At 64.4% G+C, this 16,774-nt stretch carries 14 protein-coding genes and 5 tRNA genes; 5 read left to right on the forward strand and 14 right to left on the reverse strand.

Annotated elements, in window-relative coordinates; genetic code table 11:
• Positions 1-196: 196 nt before the first annotated feature.
• The 12 genes from HNE05_RS13210 to HNE05_RS13265 form a co-directional block, all read right to left on the reverse strand.
• Entirely contained in the window at positions 197-646 is a 450-nt protein-coding gene (locus HNE05_RS13210; protein ID WP_173208054.1) for an acyl-CoA thioesterase, read from the reverse strand.
• Positions 643-1,293, reverse strand: coding sequence for a bifunctional 4-hydroxy-2-oxoglutarate aldolase/2-dehydro-3-deoxy-phosphogluconate aldolase (locus HNE05_RS13215; RefSeq protein WP_173208057.1), 651 nt, complete (start codon positions 1,291-1,293; stop codon positions 643-645). The genes HNE05_RS13210 and HNE05_RS13215 overlap by 4 nt, the downstream gene beginning before the upstream one ends.
• 1 nt (position 1,294) lies before the next feature.
• On the reverse strand, positions 1,295-3,109 hold the full coding sequence (gene edd / locus HNE05_RS13220) for a phosphogluconate dehydratase (protein WP_173208060.1): 1,815 nt from the start codon (positions 3,107-3,109) through the stop codon (positions 1,295-1,297).
• A 103-nt stretch (positions 3,110-3,212) separates the two neighbouring features.
• Complete coding sequence (gene pgl / locus HNE05_RS13225) at positions 3,213-3,887, reverse strand: 6-phosphogluconolactonase (RefSeq protein WP_173208063.1); 675 nt, start codon at positions 3,885-3,887, stop codon at positions 3,213-3,215.
• Positions 3,888-3,995: 108 nt separating this feature from the next.
• Positions 3,996-4,871: an alpha/beta fold hydrolase gene (locus HNE05_RS13230; protein ID WP_173208066.1), complete on the reverse strand. Its 876-nt coding sequence runs from the start codon at positions 4,869-4,871 to the stop codon at positions 3,996-3,998.
• A gap of 44 nt (positions 4,872-4,915) precedes the next feature.
• Complete coding sequence (locus HNE05_RS13235) at positions 4,916-5,455, reverse strand: TetR/AcrR family transcriptional regulator (protein ID WP_173208069.1); 540 nt, start codon at positions 5,453-5,455, stop codon at positions 4,916-4,918.
• Positions 5,456-5,632: 177 nt separating this feature from the next.
• A tRNA-Glu gene (locus tag HNE05_RS13240) sits at positions 5,633-5,708 on the reverse strand.
• 48 nt (positions 5,709-5,756) lie between these two features.
• Positions 5,757-5,832: transfer RNA gene (locus HNE05_RS13245), tRNA-Ala, on the reverse strand.
• 43 nt (positions 5,833-5,875) lie between these two features.
• Positions 5,876-5,951 (reverse strand) — tRNA-Glu (locus HNE05_RS13250).
• Between the two features lie 47 nt (positions 5,952-5,998).
• Positions 5,999-6,074: transfer RNA gene (locus HNE05_RS13255), tRNA-Ala, on the reverse strand.
• 111 nt (positions 6,075-6,185) lie between these two features.
• Entirely contained in the window at positions 6,186-7,667 is a 1,482-nt protein-coding gene (gene gltX / locus HNE05_RS13260; protein WP_173208072.1) for a glutamate--tRNA ligase, read from the reverse strand.
• Between the two features lie 41 nt (positions 7,668-7,708).
• Positions 7,709-8,623: a LysR family transcriptional regulator gene (locus HNE05_RS13265; protein WP_173208075.1), complete on the reverse strand. Its 915-nt coding sequence runs from the start codon at positions 8,621-8,623 to the stop codon at positions 7,709-7,711.
• Between the two features lie 106 nt (positions 8,624-8,729).
• Between HNE05_RS13265 and HNE05_RS13270 the strand changes: the two genes are divergently transcribed.
• From HNE05_RS13270 to HNE05_RS13280, 3 genes are all read left to right on the forward strand, one after another.
• Positions 8,730-9,779, forward strand: a complete 1,050-nt coding sequence (locus tag HNE05_RS13270) for an HlyD family secretion protein (RefSeq protein WP_173208078.1) — start codon at positions 8,730-8,732, stop codon at positions 9,777-9,779.
• Entirely contained in the window at positions 9,769-11,319 is a 1,551-nt protein-coding gene (locus HNE05_RS13275; protein ID WP_420826967.1) for an MDR family MFS transporter, read from the forward strand. The genes HNE05_RS13270 and HNE05_RS13275 overlap by 11 nt, the downstream gene beginning before the upstream one ends.
• A gap of 193 nt (positions 11,320-11,512) precedes the next feature.
• Positions 11,513-12,406 (forward strand): EamA family transporter, encoded by an 894-nt coding sequence (locus tag HNE05_RS13280; protein WP_173208081.1) that lies wholly within the window; start codon positions 11,513-11,515, stop codon positions 12,404-12,406.
• 50 nt (positions 12,407-12,456) lie between these two features.
• On the opposite strand, the gene uvrB is transcribed toward HNE05_RS13280, so the two are convergent.
• The gene (gene uvrB, locus HNE05_RS13285) at positions 12,457-14,472 is read right to left on the reverse strand and encodes an excinuclease ABC subunit UvrB (protein WP_173208085.1); all 2,016 of its coding nucleotides are present in this window, start codon (positions 14,470-14,472) and stop codon (positions 12,457-12,459) included.
• 190 nt (positions 14,473-14,662) lie between these two features.
• Here uvrB and HNE05_RS13290 point away from each other — a divergent pair, with 190 nt between their 5' ends.
• Both HNE05_RS13290 and HNE05_RS13295 read left to right on the forward strand, forming a co-directional pair.
• The gene (locus tag HNE05_RS13290) at positions 14,663-15,859 is read left to right on the forward strand and encodes an amino acid aminotransferase (protein WP_173208088.1); all 1,197 of its coding nucleotides are present in this window, start codon (positions 14,663-14,665) and stop codon (positions 15,857-15,859) included.
• Between the two features lie 67 nt (positions 15,860-15,926).
• Positions 15,927-16,002, forward strand: a tRNA-Asn gene (locus HNE05_RS13295).
• Between the two features lie 412 nt (positions 16,003-16,414).
• Here HNE05_RS13295 and HNE05_RS13300 read toward each other — a convergent pair.
• Positions 16,415-16,753, reverse strand: coding sequence for a ComEA family DNA-binding protein (locus tag HNE05_RS13300; RefSeq protein WP_173208091.1), 339 nt, complete (start codon positions 16,751-16,753; stop codon positions 16,415-16,417).
• Positions 16,754-16,774: the final 21 nt, after the last annotated feature.

The raw sequence follows: 16,774 nt of genomic DNA on the forward strand, positions 1-16,774 counted from the left end.
CGCGGAAGCTCCCCTCTCCCACTTGTGGGAGACGACTGCATGGATGCAGGAGGTAGGGCCGCGCCCGCTCCCGGCGGGCTTGCGGCATTCACCACATCCCTGTGGATCGTGACGCAGGAAGCCAAAACCGAGGGAGAGGGAGAGGGAGAGGGAGAAAAAGCGATCCGCATCTGCCCTCCACGGGGGTAAACAGCTCTCAGTCTTGCAGCGCAGCAGGCTCCAGCAGGGCCTGACCGTAACCTTCGATGAACTCCACCGGCATGCGCTTGGGCTTGCCGCTGGACAGCTCGATGCAGACGAAGGTGGTCTGCGCGCGCAGTAGGGTGCTGGCATCGGCCGGGCGCCACAGCTGGAAGTGACGGGTCATCTTCAGGCGCTGGTCGGACTCGACGATCCAGGTGGCCATCTGCAGCTCTTCGCCTTCGTAGGCGCTGGCCAGGTAGTCGATCTCGTGGCGCAGCACGGCCATGGCGCGGTCCAGCCGGCGGTACTCGCTCAGGTCCAGGCCCAGGCTCTGTGAGTGACGCCAGGCGCAGCGTTCCAGCCAGCTGACATAGACCGCGTTGTTGGCATGGCCGAGGCCATCGATGTCCTCGGCCGCTACCTGCAGGTCGATGACGAAGGGGGTCGGCAGATCCCAGCTCATGCCTTGCTCTCCACGCTGGCGGCCAGGGCGCAGGCTTCGCTGGCCAGCAAGGTGATCTGGTCCCAGGCGCGGGCACGGATCAGGTTGTCCGGAGCAATCCAGGTGCCACCGACGCAGGCCACGTTGGGCAGGCGCAGGAAGCTCAGCAGGTTGTCCACGGTGATGCCGCCAGTGGGGCAGAAACGGATACCGGTGAACGGCCCCTTGAAGCTTTTCAGCATCTTCACGCTGGCCGCGCCATTGGCCGGGAACAGCTTGAGCGAGCGATAACCGTATTCCAGCGCCAGCAGCACTTCGGACGGGGTCATCACGGCCGGCAGGTACGGCAGGCCGGAATCCTCGGCAGCGGCGGCCAGGCGTTCGGTGCAGCCGGGGCTGACGGTGAATTGCGCGCCAGCATCGCGGGCTTCCTGGAACTGCTCGGCATGGATCACCGTACCGGCGCCCACCAGCAGCTCCGGCAGGGCCTGGCGGATCGCCGCCAGGGCATCCAGGGCGCGCGGGGTGCGCAGGGTCACTTCCAGCACGCTGATGCCGCCGGCGTGCAGGGCACGCGCCAGGTCCACCGCCAGCTCGACGTCCTCGATCACCAGTACCGGCAGTACCGGGCGTGCCTGCTGCAACACCTTGTCCATCGTCAGGCTCATGTCAGTCCCCTTCATCGAAAATACTTGCACCACGATCAGCCGGGCCGACCAGGCGGCGCTGGCTGGCGAACAGCTCGAGACCGAAACCGGCCGCCAGCCCAGGCGGCACCTCGGCCAGCGGGCGCGCTGCCAGTTGTGACGGCGGCAACTCGACGCGCAGCACACCGGCCGGTGCATCCACTTCGAGCAGATCGCCGTCCTGCAGGCGTGCCAAGGCGCCGCCGGCCGCCGCCTCGGGGGTTACATGCAGCGCCGCCGGCACCTGCCCCGAGGCACCCGACAGGCGCCCATCGGTGACCAGCGCCACCCGCTGCCCGGCCGCCTGCAGGTTGGCCAGCAGCGGCATCAGCTTGTGCAACTCGGGCATGCCGTTGGCCCGCGGCCCCTGAAAGCGCACCACCAGCACCAGGTCGCCGGTCAGTTCGCCGGCCTGGTAGGCGGCCTGCACCGCGGCTTCGCTATCGAACACCCGTGCCAGTGCGCGCACCCGCCAATGGTCCGGCTCGACCGCCGAGGTCTTGAGCATGGCGCGACCGAGATTGCCGGCGAGCAGGCTGAAGCCCCCCTCGCGACTGAAGGGTTCGGCCACGGGACGGACGATATCCAGTGCCGGGCTCTGCGCCGGCAATTCGCGCCAGGCCAGGCGGCCCTGATCCAGCCAGGGCTCGCGAGCGTAGTCGGCCAGATCAGTGCCGGCCACGGTGGCCACGTCGCCGTGCAGCAGCCCGGCGGCGAGCAGCTCGCGGATCAGCCAGGCCGGCCCACCGGCGGCCTGGAACTGGTTCACGTCGGCCGCGCCATTGGGGTAGACCCGCGCCAGCAGCGGCACCACCGGCGACAGCGCAGCGAAGTCTTCCCAGATCAGCTCGTAACCGGCGGCGCGAGCGATGGCCGGCAGGTGCAAACCATGGTTGGTCGAACCACCACTGGCCAGCAGGGCAATCACCGCATTGACCAGCGCCCGCGCATCGATCTGTCGGCCTACGGGCAGGAAGCGCTCACCCTTGGCACTGTTGCGCGCGACCAGGCGCGCCGCCTCGTCGTTGAGCGCATCGCGCAGCGGCGTATAGGGGTGGACGAAGGCGCTGCCGGGCACATGCAGGCCCATGGCCTCCATCAGCAGCTGGTTGGTGTTGGCCGTGCCATAGAAGGTACAGGTGCCGGCCTCGTGATAGGCGGCCAGTTCGGCAGTCAGCAACTCGTCGCGGCTGACCTCGCCGCGCACATAGCGCTGGCGCACGGCGGCCTTGTCCTTGTTGGCCAGCCCGGAGTGCATGGGCCCGGCCGGGACGAACACGGCCGGTAGATGGCCGAACTGCAGAGCGCCGATCAGCAGCCCAGGAACGATCTTGTCGCACACCCCGAGATACAGGACGCCGTCGAAGATGCCATGGCACAGGCCGATGGCCGTGGCCTGGGCGATCAGGTCGCGGGAGAACAGCGACAGCTGCATGCCCGCCTCGCCCTGGGTGATGCCATCGCACATGGCCGGCACCCCGGCGGCGAACTGCGCGGTGGCACCCTGCCGGGCCAGGGCCTGCTTGAGGCGCTCGGGGTAGTCACGCAGCGGCGCATGGGCGGAGAGCAGGTCGTTGTAGCTGGAAACGATGGCGATATGCGCCGAACCGCCCTGCTTCATGATCAGCCGCGCATCGCTGTCCTGCGCAGCCAGGGCATGGGCCAGGTTGGAGCAACTCAGAGCCTGGCGCGGCGGGCGCTGCAAGGCCTCGTCCAGACGCGCCAGGTAGCGTGCACGGCGCGCGGCAGAGCGCTGTTCCAGCGCGGCGGTAACCTGTTCGACAACGGGGTTGAGCATCAGGGTATTCGCTTTTGACTCGGCTAAGTCCTGAGTGTAACGGCTTAGCACCCGCTCGGGGCCTCCCGAGCCAGAGGCATTTTCGCCCGTGACCAGTGGACGCTCAGGGCGCCCAGTAGATCTTCACGGGCACGTGACCATTATCTAGCAATGCCTGCACCGGCAGCTGCGTGCTGCCGGCCAGCGCCTCCTCGATCAAGCTGCGCTTGGCTGCGCCGAAGGCCAACAGCCCCAGCCAGCCCGTCTGACAGAGCATGTTCAGGTTGAGCGACAGGCGCTGGCAGGGTTCAACCGGAGCCTGGGCCGGCAATGCCGCGGGCACAGCCAGCGGATCAAGCGCCGCTTGCAGATCCAGCATGCCCGGAAACAAGGAGGCGAAATGGCCATCCTCGCCCATGCCCAGCAGCACCGCGGCAAACGGCAGCCAGACCGCCAACTGCGCCTGCCATTGGCTGGCCGCCCGTTGCGGGCTATCGCCCTGGCGCGGATCCAGGCAATTCGCCTGGGGCAAGGCGGCATGCAACAGGCGGTAGTTGCTGTGCGGATCATCGCTCGCCACCCAGCGTTCATCGGTCGGCGACAGGTCGATACGCGCCCAGTCCAGCGCCTGCGCGGCCAAGTGCGGCAACAGCACCTGCGGACTGCTGCCACCCGGCAACAGCAAGCCGGCACGCGCCTGCTGGGCGAGGGTCTGATTCAGCACCTGCGCCAGATCGCTGGCCAGCTGGCGGGCACAACGCTGACGGTCGGCAAATTCGAGAAAAACGGCTGGTTTCATACTGCGCTGCAAGGCTACGGACAGGCCTGCATCATGCGACAAGTTAGCCACGTACCCAAGCAGCGCGACCTGACGACGGACAGAGTCCGCCGTCAGGTTTAACCCCACTCAAGAAGCCAGTGCCGGCCGATGCCCCACACCGGTGACCGCGCGACGCGAGGCCGCGGCGGACAGATCGGCGCTGCCGAGCAGCTCCAGCACCGCCTCGGCCAGCTGCGGGTCGGCCAGCAACTTGCTGTGACCGCCACTGGGCAGGTGCAGCAGGCGGCTACCGGACCAGGCGGCATGAATACTCTGCGCCTCCGTACTGGGCACCATCTGGTCATCGGCGGCATGCACCACCAGACCAGGGAAATCCAACTGATAGCGCGCCGCATCCAGTTGCGCCGCCGGCATGCCGGCACTGCTCTCGACCATGTGCACGAACTGCGCCCGCGCCTGCTTGGGCAGCCCGACGAAGTGGGCAAAACGGCGCAAGGCACCGATGATCCGCGCCGGCGCCGAGATGGTCACCAGCGCTTCCGTGCGCAGCCCTAACTGAGTGGCCAGCAGGGCACTGGCACCGCCCATGGAGTGGCCAATCACCGCCTTCAGCGGCGGCAACTCGCTGGCGGCCTCCAGCAAAGCACGGGCGAACAGCACCACGTTGGCCTCATGCCCTGGCGAGCGGCCATGGGCCGGAGCATCCAGCGCTACCACCCCATAACCAGCACGCACCAGCACCTGGATCAGGTGGGCGAACTGAGTCGGCCGCCCTTCCCAACCATGCATCAACAGCACCGCCGGCCCTTGTCCCCAACGCAGGGCAGACAGGCCGAAGCGCAAGGTGATGCGCTCGGCGGATGCCAGCAATGGCAGCTCCCAATCGCGCGGCGGCAAGTCGCGCGGGGTGAGGAACGCTCGGTGCATCTTGCTGGCAACCAATTCAGGCGCCAAACGACCCACAGTGGCGTTGAAGCCACGAACCCAGCTCAGGCTGCTCATTTCGCTTCTCCTCACTCTCAAGCCCGATAACGTCGGGCGCATCGTCAGATGACCGCCGACTTGGCGGCCCGTAGAACTCGGTCAGACAGCTCCCCTTCCCCCAGCGCCCGCGCAATCGCCAGGCCGCCGACCATCAGCGCCAGATCGGCCAGCGCCTTGTCGGCCTCATCGGGGCTGCCGGCCAGATCGGCCACCATCAGCTCGAGGTGCTCGGCCAGACAGGCGCGAAAGCTGTCCGGCAGGCGGCTTATCTCACCCAGCGAGCTGGGCAGCGGGCAGCCATCGTCCTGGCTGTCGCGGTGCTTGCGCGACAGGTAGAAGGCTGCCGCCAGGGCACGGCGTTCCTGCGCCGGAAGATCGTTATCCAGCTGCTTGAGCAGACTGCGACGACGGCCGAGCAATTGGCGGAAGGCTTCCAGCATCAGCGCATCCTTGCTCTCGAAGTGCGCGTAGAAACCGCCCACCGTCAGCCCCGCCGCCCCCATTACCTCGCCCACACTGGGCTCCGCCGGACCACGCTGGATCAGCGCGGCTGTGGCGGCGGCGAGGATGCGTTCGCGGGTCTGGGCCTTCTTGTCGCTCATGGCTGCCTCCAAAAATATTATGGTTGAAATATTATGCTCATAATAAATTTGCGCAAGCGCCAATTGCGACCATTGGTCGGCAGGAGATTCAAGGAAGAAGGGATTTACCGCAGGCAGAAAAACAAAAGGGCCATTCCTAAGAATGACCCTTCAAGCCCGCAAAACGCGGAATAAAAATGGCGTCCCCTAGGGGACTCGAACCCCTGTTACCGCCGTGAAAGGGCGGTGTCCTAGGCCACTAGACGAAGGGGACAAAACCTTCGAAGAACAAGGCCAGCCCTTAGGCTGGCCTGTCAGTGTTTGGTGGAGCTAGACGGGATCGAACCGTCGACCTCTTGCATGCCATGCAAGCGCTCTCCCAGCTGAGCTATAGCCCCGGATTTTGCGTCTCTCGACGTGCAGTGCAAGCACTGCGTTGAATGGCGTCCCCTAGGGGACTCGAACCCCTGTTACCGCCGTGAAAGGGCGGTGTCCTAGGCCACTAGACGAAGGGGACAAATCCTTCAATCAGCCGAATGAGCTGGAATTCATTCGGTGGCAATTTGGTGGAGCTAAACGGGATCGAACCGTTGACCTCTTGCATGCCATGCAAGCGCTCTCCCAGCTGAGCTATAGCCCCGTCTTAACGACGGGGCGCATATTAGGTTCGAGGGCCCTGGCTGTCAACACAATTTCTCTCTCGGCCTTAAACTTTTTTGCCGACAGAACAGCCACTTACCCTCGATCCCGCTCAGCGAAAGCTTTCCAGCAGCTTCTTCCACTCCTTGCTTTCACCGTTGCTGACGCCGCCCAGCAGCTCGATGGCCTGACGCAGGCGGAAGCGCGACAAGTCGGCGCCGAGGATCTCCATGGCGTCCAGCACCGACACCGAGCTGGCCTTGCCGGTGATGGCCGGGAAGATCAGCGGCATCAGGTCGCGCAGCTTGAGGCCAAGGCCTTCGCAGACGAACTGGATGCTCGCGGTGATCTTCTCCTTGTCCCACTGGCGCAGGGCTTCCAGCTCCCACAGCAGCAGCTGCAGGGCCTGGCGCACCTGGTCCGGCGACAGCTTCTTGTGCTCCAGCAGCTTGGCATCCAGCTGCACGCCACCACTGAAGAAGAAGCTGGCCAGCGGCGCGATGTCGCCGAAGGTTTCCACCCGCCCCTGCACATGCGGGGCGATCTGCATCAGGTACTGGGAGTTGAACGCCCAGTCCTGCACGCGCTTGGCGAAATTTTCCACCGGCAGCTCGCGCAGCCACTGGCCGTTGAGCCAGGACAGTTTTTCCACGTCGAAGATCGGCCCGCCGAGGGACACGCGCGACAGGTCGAAGTGCTCGATCATCTCGGCCAGGGAGAATTTCTCGCGCTCGTCCGGCATCGACCAGCCCATGCGGCCCAGGTAGTTGAGCAGCGCCTCGGGCATGTAGCCCATGCGTTCGTAGAAGGTGATGCAGGTCGGGTTCTTGCGCTTGGACAGCTTGCTCTTGTCCGGATTGCGCAGCAGCGGCATGTAGCAGAGTTTGGGCTGCTCCCAGCCGAAGTACTCGTACAGCTTGATCAGCTTGGGCGCCGACGGCAGCCACTCCTCGCCACGCAGGACGTGGCTGATTTCCATCAGGTGGTCGTCGACCACGTTGGCCAGGAAGTAGGTGGGCAGGCCATCGGCCTTCATCAGCACCTGCATGTCCATGCGATCCCATGGGATCTCCACGTCGCCACGCAGCATGTCCGGCACCACGCAGACGCCTTCGCTCGGCACCTTCATGCGCACCACGTGCGATTCGCCAGCGGCGATGCGCTGCTGCGCCACGTCCGCGGTGAGGTGGATGCAGTGGCCGTCGTAGCGCGGGGTTTCCTTCTTCGCCATCTGCTCGGCGCGCACCTGATCGAGGCGCTCGGCGGAGCAAAAGCACGGGAAGGCGTGGCCCTTGCTGACCAGTTCGTCCGAGTACTTCTTGTAGATCGCGCCACGCTCGCTCTGCCGATACGGGCCGTGCGGGCCGCCAACGTCCGGGCCTTCGTTCCACTCGATGCCCAGCCAGCGCAGGGCGTCGAAGATCTGCTGTTCGGACTCGCGGGTCGAGCGCAGCTGGTCGGTGTCCTCGATGCGCAGGATGAACTCACCGCCGTGCTGACGGGCGAAGCACAGGTTGAACAGGGCGATGTAGGCGGTACCGACGTGCGGATCACCGGTGGGCGACGGCGCAATACGGGTGCGGACTTTGGTCATGGCGGGTCTCGGAACAATGAAGCGAAACGGATGGAAAGAACTCAGGGGCGCGATGTTAACAGGCCCGCCCCCGGCGGCTCCAGCAGACTGCTGCGCGGCAGGCTGGCCATGAGGAAATCTAGGAAAGTCTTGACCTTCATTGCCTGGAAGCGTCGCGAGGGATAGATCGCATACAACTCGCCAACGGGCAGACGGGCATCCGGCAACAGCTCAATGAGACGACCACTCTGCACCGCCTCTTCAGAAATCATCAGCGGCAAACCAGCAATCCCGGCACCCGCGACGGCGGCTTCGCGGGCCAGGGTGATGTTGTTGCAGGACAGCACGCGCTGACAGGCAATGTGCTCACCCAGCAGCGGCCAGTAGCGTGACGAATCCTGCGGCAAGAGAATGGCCCGATGCCCGCTCAACTCATCGATGCTCTGTGGCGTACCGTGCTGCGCCAGATAATCCGGGCTGGCGCACAGGCGCCGACCACTCTCGAACAGCTTGCGCGCAATCAGGGTGGAGTCATGCGGCTGACCGACCTGGATGGCAATATCGACGCCCTCCTCGACCGGGTCGACATCGCGTGAAGTCAGCTCCACTTCGGCGCTGATCTGGGGGTACTGACGCATGAACCGCCCCAGTACACCACCGAGGAACAGCTGACCAAACTCGATGGGCGCGGTGATCCGCAGCAGCCCGGACGGTTCCTGCTGCAGCTGCATCACCGCCTGCTCGGCCTCGGCGAAGTCGAGCATGATCTGCCGGCAACGCTCGTAGTAGGCCTGGCCCACTTCAGTCAGACGCAGCTTGCGCGTGGTGCGGTTAAGCAGGCGAACGCCGAGGCGCTCCTCGAGCAGGGCGATGCGCCGGCTGACCGTGGACTTCTGCATGCCCAGGATCTGCGCCGCCTGGGTAAAACTGTGGCACTCCACCACGCGGGTGAAGATCAAGGCATCATCGAGCCCCATTATTGTTCCCCATAAGCAACAAAGCATGCAGATTCTAACGGCTACATCACTGCAAGCAACACTGATAGATTTGCTTACACTTACGCCAGCTGTCTGAGCGCCTGTCATGTCCGCAAAACTGCAACGCCGCCTGTCCGTGTTTCTTGCCCTCCTCACCCTGATTGTCCTGGCCCTGTTTGGTCACTGGCTATTGATCGGACGCTTTCACGAGAACACCGACAACGCCTATGTGCAGGGCGAGATCACCCGCATCTCCAGCCAGCTCGGTGCGCGCATCGAGCAGGTGCTGGTCAGTGACAACCAGCACGTGGAACAGGGACAGCTACTCGCCACCCTGGAAAGTGCCGACTTCCAGCTGGCCCTCGACCGCGCCCGCGCCACCCTTGCCACCCGCGAGGCCGAATTGGCCCAGGCGCAAAGCCGCCTGACCCAGCAGGCCAGCCTGATTGCCGCCAGCCGCGCCGATGTAGGCGCCAGCCAGGCCACCCTCAGCCGCACGCAGATCGACCTGTCGCGCGCGCAGACCCTGCGCAAGCCCGGCTATGTCTCCGAGGAGCGGGTCACCACCCTGGCCGCTGACAGCCGCGTCGCCCTCTCCCAGGTCGCCAAGGCCGAGGCCGACCTGAGCGCCCAGCGTCAGCAAGTCGACGCCCTGAGCGCCGAGATCAAGCGTCTCGAGGCGCAGATCGCCAACGCCCGCGCCGATATCGCCCAGGCCGAACTGAACCTGGCCCGCACACAGATCCATGCCCCCATCAGCGGCATCGTCGGCCAGCGCTCAGCGCGCACTGGCCAGGTGGTGCAGGCCGGCGCCTACCTGCTGTCGATCGTGCCGAACGACGACATCTGGGTGCAGGCCAACTTCAAGGAAACCCAGATCGGCCGCATGCAGCCTGGGCAAACGGCCGAGCTGACCTTCGACGCCTACCCCGACACACCGATCGAGGCGCATATCGACAGCCTGTTCGCCGCCTCCGGCGCGCAGTTCAGCCTGCTGCCGCCAGACAACGCCACCGGCAACTTCACCAAGGTGGTGCAGCGCATCCCGGTGAAACTGACCTTTGCGGCGGACAACCCGCTCAAGGGCAAGATCCGTCCGGGCATGTCGGTCGAGGTCAAGGTCGATATCCGCGGCGCTCAGCACCATGGCGGCTGATGAACTGATCCGCCCCGTCGGCGAGCCCAGCCGACGCGACTGGATCGCAGTGATGAGCGCCATGCTCGGCGCCTTCATGGCGGTGCTGGATATCCAGATCACCAACTCCTCGCTGAAGGACATCCAGGGCGCGCTGTCGGCCACCCTGGAGGAAGGCTCGTGGATTTCCACCTCCTACCTGGTCGCGGAAATCATCATGATCCCGCTCACCGCCTGGCTGGTGCAGCTGCTCTCGGCGCGGCGCCTGGCGGTGTGGGTGTCGCTGGGTTTTCTCGCCTCGTCCCTGCTCTGCTCGATGGCCTGGAACCTGGAGAGCATGATCGTGTTTCGCGCCCTGCAGGGCTTCACCGGCGGCGCGCTGATTCCGCTGGCCTTCACCCTGACCCTGATCAAGCTGCCGGAACACCACCGCGCCAAGGGCATGGCGCTGTTCGCTATCACCGCCACCTTCGCCCCCTCCATCGGCCCGACTCTGGGCGGCTGGCTGACGGAGAACTGGGGCTGGGAATACATCTTCTATATCAACATCCCGCCGGGCCTGTTGATGATCGCCGGACTGATGTACGGCCTGGAGAAGAAGGCGCCGGACTGGCAGCTGCTGAAAAGCACCGACTACGGCGGCATCGTCACCCTGGGTCTGGGCCTGGGCTGCCTGCAGGTATTTCTCGAGGAAGGTCACCGCAAGGACTGGCTGGAGTCCAACCTGATCGTCGGCCTCGGCTCGATCGCCGTGATCAGCCTGTGCCTGTTCGTCATCCTGCAGTTCTCCCGCGACAACCCGCTGATCAACCTGCGCATTTTGCGCGAGCGCAACTTCGGCCTGACCAGTGTCGCCAGCCTGGGTATGGGTCTGGGCCTGTACGGTTCGATCTACCTGCTACCGCTGTACCTGGCGCAGATCCAGAATTACAGCGCCCTGCAGATTGGCGAAGTGATCATGTGGATGGGCCTGCCACAGCTGCTGATCATCCCGCTGGTGCCGCTGCTGATGAAGGTGGTTCCGCCCAAACTGCTGTGCGCCCTGGGGTTCGGCCTGTTCGGTTTTTCCAGCTTCGCTTCCGGGGTGCTCAATCCGGACTTTGCCGGCGAACAGTTCAACCATATCCAGATCATTCGCGCCCTCGGCCAGCCAATGATCATGGTCACCATCTCACTGATCGCCACCGCCTATATCCAGGCCCAGGATGCCGGCTCGGCCTCCAGCCTGTTCAACATCCTGCGCAACCTCGGTGGCGCCATCGGCATCGCTCTGCTCGCCACCCTGCTCGACAGCCGCGCCAAGACCTATTTCGACTACCTGCGCGAGTCGCTGGTGCCGAGCAATCCGCAGGTCAGCGAGCGCCTCGCATTGCTCACCGAGAAGCTCGGCAGCGAACAGGCGGCACTGGCCAAACTGAGCGAAATCGCCCACCAGCAGGCCAGCATCATGGCCTACAATGACGCCTTCCATTTCGTCGGCCTGGCGCTCGGCATCAGCATGATCGCCGTACTCCTGACCCGCGCACTGCCACCGGGAACCACCGGCGGCGCTGCCCACTAAGAACCTGTTGACGATCTCCTGACTCGCGGCCATACCGCGTTAAAAACGGCCTCGGAATGCTCATTTACAGCTCGTAAACTCCGCTTCCTCGGCCGTTTTTGCCTTGTCTGGCTCTAATTCAGAAGATCGTAAACAGGTTCTAAAACCCGTACGCGCCACCACAAGTGGCGCGTCGTCGTTCAAGGCTCTTGTAATGTCTGCCACACGCTCGCGCTCGCTGCTGTTGATCAGCGCTTTCCTGGTCATCTATATCGGCTGGGGCACCACTTACCTGGCCAACCACTTCCTCCTGCGCGAGCTGCCGCCCTTCGTCATCGGCACCCTGCGTTTCCTGTGCGCCGGCGTGCTGGCCCTGCTCTGGGCACTCAGCCGTGGTGAAACGCAGATGCAGCCGGGCAACTGGGGCAGCGCCCTGATCGGCGGCCTGCTGCTGATCGCCTTCGGCCAGGGCGCACTGATCTACGCCAACCAGCACCTGCCCACCGGCCTGCTGGCGATGCTCTACACCAGCCTGCCGCTGTGGAGCGTTGCCCTGGAGTGGCTGCTCGGTGAACGCCCGCCGTTCTGGGTGCTGCTGGGCCTGGCTCTGGCCAGCGGCGGCATCGTGCTACTGATGGGCAATGGCCTGGGCAGCGAGACGGGTCTGCTGCAATGGTTTTCCGGCGGCCTGACGCTGCTCGCCACCCTGCTCTGGGCTATCGGCGCCTGGTGGATGCGCCAGCGCCCGCCGTTCCGCTCCAGCTGGCTGGGGCTGAGCCTGCAGATGCTGATCGGCGCGCTGATCCTCGCCGGCCTGGGCCTGCTTGACGGCGACTGGCAGGCGCTGCACCTAGACCAGCTAAGCGGCAGCGGTTGGCTCTGGCTGGCTTATCTGGTGCTACCGGTCAGCCTGGGCGTGTACCCGGCGTACTTCTGGCTGCTGCGTGAAGTACGGCCGAGCCTGGTGTCGACCTTCGCCTTCGTCAACCCGGTGGTGGCCTTGCTGCTCGGCTACCTGATCCTCGGCGAACAGCTCAGCCTGACCGCCGGCCTGGCCTGCCTGGCGACTCTGGGCGGGGTGTCACTGATCATCTTTGGTCGGCGCTGACCCTGTAGCCCGGATGCAATCCGGGAACCCGGCCCCGGATTGCATCCGGGCTACACCTGCAACAAACGCTCGCGCAACTTGTGGATTTCGTCGCGCAGCTGCGCGGCGGCCTCGAACTCCAGGTCGCGAGCCAACTGGTACATCTTCTCTTCCAGCTGGCGAATGCGTTTGCTGATCTCGCTCGGCGAGCGCAGTTCGGCCTCGTAGCGCGCACTCTCCTCGGCCGCCTTGGCCATACCCTTGCGCTTGTTGCTGCGTGAGCCGGGCACGGTGGCGCCTTCGAGGATGTCCTGGATGTCCTTCTTCACACCCTTGGGCACGATGCCGTTGGCTTCGTTGAAGGCGATCTGCTTGTTGCGCCGCCGCTCGGTCTCGCCGATGGCGCGCTCCATCGAGCCGGTCATGCGGTCGGCGTAGAGGATCGCCCGGCCATTGAGGTTGCGCGCGGCGCGGCCGATGGTCTGGATCAGCGAGCGCTCGCTGCGCAGGAAGCCTTCCTTGTCCGCATCGAGAATCGCCACCAGCGACACCTCGGGCATGTCCAGGCCTTCGCGCAGCAGGTTGATCCCCACCAGCACGTCGAACGCCCCGGTGCGCAGGTCGCGGATGATCTCCACGCGCTCCACCGTATCGATGTCCGAGTGCAGGTAGCGCACCTTGACCCCGTGGTCAGCGAGGTAATCGGTGAGGTCTTCGGCCATGCGCTTGGTCAGCGTGGTGACCAGCACGCGCTCCTCCACCGCCACGCGCTTGGTGATTTCCGAGAGCAGGTCGTCGACCTGGGTGCGCGCCGGGCGTACCTCGATCTGCGGGTCGACCAGCCCGGTCGGCCGCACCACCTGCTCGACTACCCGCCCGGCATGTTCGGCTTCGTAGTTGCCCGGCGTGGCGGAAACGAAGATGGTCTGCGGGCTGGCCGCCTCCCACTCCTCGAAACGCATGGGCCGGTTGTCCAATGCCGACGGCAGGCGGAAGCCGTACTCGACCAGGGTTTCCTTGCGCGAACGGTCGCCCTTGTACATGGCCCCGACCTGCGGCACCGATACGTGGGACTCGTCGATCACCAGCAGCGCCTGGTCCGGCAGGTAGTCGTAGAGGGTCGGCGGCGGCTCGCCCGGACCGCGCCCGGACAGGTAGCGCGAGTAGTTTTCGATGCCGTTGCAGTAGCCCAGCTCGAGGATCATCTCCAGGTCGAAGCGAGTGCGCTGCTCCAGGCGCTGCGCCTCGACCAGCTTGTTGTTGGCGCGCAGGTAGTCCAGGCGTTCCTTGAGCTCGACTTTGATATGCTCCACCGCCTCCAGCAGGGTTTCCCGCGGGGTGACGTAGTGGCTCTTGGGGTAGAAGGTGAAGCGCGGCAGCTTGCGGATCACCTCGCCGGTCAGCGGATCGAAGGCCGAGATGCTTTCCACCTCGTCATCGAACAGCTCGATGCGGATCGCCTCCAGATCGGATTCGGCCGGGAAGATATCGATGACATCGCCGCGCACACGGAAGGTGGCACGGGCAAAATCCATGTCGTTACGGGTGTACTGCAGGTCAGCCAGGCGCCGCAGCAGCGCGCGCTGGTCCAGTTTGTCGCCCCGGTCGACGTGCAACACCATCTTCAGGTAGCTCTCGGGACTACCCAGGCCGTAGATGCACGACACGGTGGTGACGATGATCGCGTCGGGCCGCTCGAGCAGCGCCTTGGTCGCCGACAGGCGCATCTGCTCGATATGGTCGTTGATCGAGGCATCCTTCTCGATAAAGGTATCGGACGAAGGAACGTAGGCCTCGGGCTGGTAGTAGTCGTAATAGGAGACGAAATACTCCACCGCGTTGTTCGGGAAAAAGCTCTTGAACTCGCCGTAGAGCTGCGCGGCCAGGGTCTTGTTCGGCGCCAGCACCAGGGTCGGCCGCTGGAGCTGGGCGATCACGTTGGCGATACTGAAGGTCTTGCCCGAACCGGTCACGCCCAGCAGGGTCTGGTGCGACAGACCCGCCTCAAGCCCCTCGACCAGCTGGCGAATGGCCTCCGGCTGGTCGCCGGCCGGCTGGAAGCGGGTGACGAGCTGAAACTGCGACATGAACAGACCTCGACGAACTACTGTGACGCGGCGCAATGGCGGGCGTCATAGCTAGCGTGAAAGCGTGCCGACGCTGTCGCCGCGCACACCCTGGGTGGCTATAATAGCGGCCCGTTTATGCAAGCCCTAGCCTCTATTACATCAGGGCGTTGCCGACTCCCCACTTACCTTCCCTCCGAGCTGCCGCATCATGAGTCTGTTCTCTGCCGTCGAAATGGCGCCGCGCGATCCGATCCTGGGCCTGAACGAAGCCTTCAACGCCGACACCCGTAGCAACAAGGTCAACCTTGGTGTGGGCGTCTACTTTACCGAGGAAGGCCGAATTCCCCTCCTGCGTGCCGTTGCCGAGGCCGAAAAAGCCCGCATCGAAGCCCACGCACCGCGCGGCTATCTGCCGATCGAAGGCATCGCTGCCTATGACAGCGCCGTGCAGAAGCTGCTGTTCGGCGCGGATTCCGCCCTGCTGGCCGAAGGTCGTGTGGTCACCACCCAGGCCGTCGGCGGTACCGGCGCGCTGAAAACCGGCGCCGACTTCCTCAAGCGTCTGCTGCCAAATGCCGTGGTCGCCATCAGCGACCCGAGCTGGGAAAACCACCGCGCCCTGTTCGAATCCGCCGGTTTCCCGGTCCAGAACTACCGCTACTACGATGCCGCCACCAACGGCGTGAACCGCGCTGGCCTGCTGGAAGACCTGCAGAACCTGCCAGCGCGCTCGGTGGTCGTGCTGCACGCCTGCTGCCACAATCCGACCGGTGTCGACCTGTCGCTGGATGACTGGAAAGCCGTGCTGGAAGTGCTGCGCGAGCGCGAGCACGTGCCCTTCCTCGACATCGCCTACCAGGGCTTCGGCGAGGGCATCGAGCAGGACGCCTTCGCCGTGCGCCTGTTCGCCGAGTCCGGCCTGCCGTTCTTGGTTTCCAGCTCCTTCTCCAAATCCTTCTCGCTGTATGGCGAGCGCGTCGGCGCACTGTCCATCATCACCGCGTCGAAGGAAGAAGCCGGCCGCGTCCTGTCGCAAGCCAAGCGCGTGATCCGCACCAACTACTCCAACCCACCGACCCACGGTGCCACCGTGGTCGCCAATGTGCTCAACAGTTCCGAGCTGCGCGCACTGTGGGAAGAAGAACTGGGCGAGATGCGCCAGCGCATTCGCGACATGCGCCTGGCCATGGTCGAGCAATTGGCCGCCCAGGGTGCCAAGCGCGACTTCAGTTTCGTCGCCCGCCAGCGCGGCATGTTCTCCTACTCCGGCCTCACCGCCGAGCAGGTGGAACGCCTGAAGAACGAGTTCGCCATCTACGCCGTCGGCACCGGCCGGATCTGCGTCGCGGCACTCAACCGCAGCAACCTGGATGCCGTCACCAAAGCCATCGTCCAGGTTCTCTGATGGAAGCCGGGAAGTCCGCACTGGGTGTTGACTTCCCCTTTTTAATCAGTAGGATACGCACCGCTGTTCCGCGATAGCTCAGTCGGTAGAGCAAATGACTGTTAATCATTGGGTCCCTGGTTCGAGTCCAGGTCGCGGAGCCAAATTCAAAGCCTCAGGTGAAAGCCTGGGGCTTTTTTGTTGCTTGCCGGACTCTCACCAGGGACTGCGTCCCAGGTTATTTGCTTCGCTCACCCCTTCGGGGTCGCGCTAAAGCGCGCTCAGCTGCGCTGCCGAGTCCAGGTCGCGGAGCCAAATTCAAAGCCTCAGGTGAAAGCCTGGGGCTTTTTTGTTGCTAGCCGGACTCTCACCAGGGACTGCGTCCCAGGTTATTCGCTGCGCTCACCCCTTCGGGGTCGCGCTAAAGCGCGCTCAGCTGCGCTGTCGAGTCCAGGTCGCGGAGCCAAATTCAAAGCCTCAGGTGAAAGCCTGGGGCTTTTTTATTGTTCGCAAAATCTCCCCAGAAACAAGAAGACCGGCCAAAGGCCGGTCTTTATTTCACCGCGCTACGACGCGTCAGTTAATGCTCAACTTGTCGCGGTTCTTTTCCAGAGTTGCAGCACCTATGCCTTTCACTTCAAGCAACTCATCGACCGAAGCAAACGGCCCGTTGGCCGTACGGTGATCGACAATAGCCTGGGCCTTAACCTTGCCAATACCGATCAGGCCACTCTCAAGAGCGGCGGCGTCAGCGGTATTGAGGTTGACCACCTGCACTTCGGCAGAAACCGGGGCCTGACTGACAGTAACAGGAACAGGAACAGCTTCGCTTTTGGCGGGTTCTGCCGCGAATACTCCGGCGGACAGACTGGTAAGGCAGGAAAACAGCAATACAGACAGACTCTTTCTAAGCATGGCAACTCTCCGTGTCGACAT

The sequence above is a fragment of the Pseudomonas campi genome (genome assembly GCF_013200955.2).
Taxonomy (GTDB): Bacteria; Pseudomonadota; Gammaproteobacteria; order Pseudomonadales; family Pseudomonadaceae; genus Aquipseudomonas; species Aquipseudomonas campi.